The sequence below is a fragment of the Azospirillum sp. TSH20 genome (genome assembly GCF_003115935.1).
Taxonomy (GTDB): domain Bacteria; phylum Pseudomonadota; class Alphaproteobacteria; order Azospirillales; family Azospirillaceae; genus Azospirillum.
On the sequence record NZ_LGQU01000157.1, the window covers coordinates 1 to 2,272 of the forward strand.

General features: G+C 67.5%; 2 protein-coding genes and 1 pseudogene. All 3 read left to right on the top strand.

The window, feature by feature from the left end:
- Nucleotides 1-108 precede the first annotated feature (108 nt).
- Nucleotides 109-1,524 carry a cache and HAMP domain-containing protein gene (locus TSH20_RS32250; RefSeq protein WP_109157592.1) on the top strand — a complete coding sequence of 472 codons (1,416 nt, stop codon included), beginning with the start codon at nt 109-111 and terminating at the stop codon, nt 1,522-1,524.
- A gap of 10 nt (nt 1,525-1,534) precedes the next feature.
- Nucleotides 1,535-2,119 (top strand): methyl-accepting chemotaxis protein, encoded by a 585-nt coding sequence (locus tag TSH20_RS32255; protein ID WP_282183594.1) that lies wholly within the window; start codon nt 1,535-1,537, stop codon nt 2,117-2,119.
- 11 nt (nt 2,120-2,130) lie between these two features.
- Nucleotides 2,131-2,272: pseudogene (locus TSH20_RS35970) on the top strand (electron transfer flavoprotein subunit beta/FixA family protein); the annotation flags it as partial.

Genomic DNA, 2,272 nt, shown 5'->3' on the forward strand with positions numbered 1-2,272 from the left:
GCCGGTGCCGGTGGTGATCGGCTGCATCTTCGTCGTCTGCGTCCTGCTCTTCCGCCGCGGTATCATCGGCGAACTGATGCACCGGCTGCCAGGCAGGGGGAACCGCTGATGTCCCGCCTCGACGGAAGGCGCCTGCTGCTGCGCCATAGGATTCCCGGCGCGCTGGTGGGCGCCGCGGTGGTCACGGCGATCCTGCTCGGCGGCTTCGCCTACTCCGCGGCATCGAGCCGCCTGCGCGCGGCGGCCGGCGAAAAGCTGGTGGCATTGGCCGACGCCCGTGCCGCCAGCGTGCGGTCCTATATCGAAGGGCTGGAAGGCGATGTCGTGCTGACCGCCAACACCCGGTCCATGCGCGATGCGGCGGTGGCCCTCGTCAACGGTTGGCGGATCGAAGCCGACCGTGGCGATCCCACCGCCCTGCTGCGCAAACGCTATGTCGACGACAATCCCTATCCGGCGCCAGAGCGCTACAATCTGGAGAAATCGGCCGACAACGCCATGTACGACACGGCGCATCTGCGCCTGCATGGCTGGATGAGCGATCTGATGCAGCGGCGCGGCCTGGCCGACGTGTTGCTGGTGGCGCCGGACGGCACCGTCCTTTACAGCGCTGCTAAAAAAGACGATTTCGCCAAGCCGGTCGCCGAAGGCCCGCTGCGTCGTCTCGTGGATGGCATCACGGCGGGCACTATGGCCGGCGAGGCGATGATCGCCGACTTCGCGCCCTATGCCGCCGGCAAAGCCGCCTCCGCCTTCCTGGCGGCGCCGGTCGCCCTTCGGTTCCCGGATGGTCGCCAACAGAATCTGGCGACGCTGGTTTTCAGGATTGAAGCGGACGGGATCGACCGCATCATGCTGGCGAGCGACGGCATGGGAGAAACCGGAGACACCTTCCTGGTCGGCGACGATGGTCGTCTGCGCAGCACGCCGCGTTTCTCCGGCGGGCAGGGCATATTGGCGCCTTATGACAGCCCCGTCGTCGCGGCGGCAAAGGCCGACCCCGATCATATCGGCGTCATGGAGGCCACCCGCTTCGGCGGCAGCTCTCCGGCGCTCGCCGCCTATCGGCCGGTGAGCCATGACGGACTGCATTGGCTGGTGCTGGCCGAGGCGTCGGTCGACGAAATCCTGGCTCCTGTCCGCGCCATGCGCAACCAGATGATCGGGGTGGGCGCCGCCCTGCTCCTGGTCGTCAGCTTCGCCGGAATCCTGCTGGCCCGCGGCATCGTCCGGCCGTTGACGGCCATGTGCGTGGCAATGCAGCGCCTCGCCGAGGGCGACCGCCGGCTGGAGATCCCCGCCACCGAAAGGGGCGACGAGATCGGGCGGATGGCCGGCGCCATGCAGGTCTTCAAGGAGGCGCTGATCCGTGCCGACGTGCTCCATGCCGAACAGGAGCGTGTCCGTGTCCTGCGCGACGAGCGGGCGCAGGAAGTGGAAAGGATGACGGCGGATTTCGACCGGCGCGTCGGCGGCCAACCAACTGAGTGCCTCGATCACCGATATCAGCCGCTATATCGATGAATCCGGCCGCATCACCCAGGCTGCCGTCGGGGCGACGACCGAGGCCGGGGAGACCATGCGGGTGGTGGTGGAGACGGCCAGCCGCATCGGTGCGGTGGTCCAGTTGATCCACGACATCGCGGCCCAGACGAACCTGCTGGCGCTGAACGCCACCATCGAGGCGGCACGGGCGGGCGAGGCCGGCAAAGGCTTCGCCGTCGTCGCCGGCGAGGTGAAGCATCTGGCGGCGCAGACCGCCAGAGCCACCGACGAGATCGGCAGTCAGATCGCGACCATGCAATCGGTAACAGACGGTGCCGCCGCCGCCATCGGTCAGATCGTCGTGGTGATCCAGGACATGGGCCGCATCTCCGGCATCGTCGCCGAAGCGGTGGAGGAGCAGGAAACGGCGACCGCCGAGATCGCCACCAATGCCGCCCAGGTCGCCAAGGCCACCCAATCCGTCACCACCATCATCGACAGCGTCGCGCGGTCGGCCGACACCACCAAGACCGCGGCGGGGGACGTGCTGAGCGCCTCCAACGATCTCGCGCGGCAGGCGGGGGACCTCCATCAGGAGATCAACCGCTTCCTTGCCGACATCAGAGCCGCATAAGGATGCAAACCATGAAGATCCTCGTCCCCGTGAAGCGGGTGGTCGACTACAACGTGAAGGTCCGTGTCAAGGCGGATGGCAGCGGCGTCGAGACCGCCAACGTGAAGATGAGCATGAACCCCTTCGACGAGATCGCCGTCGAAGAGGCGGTGC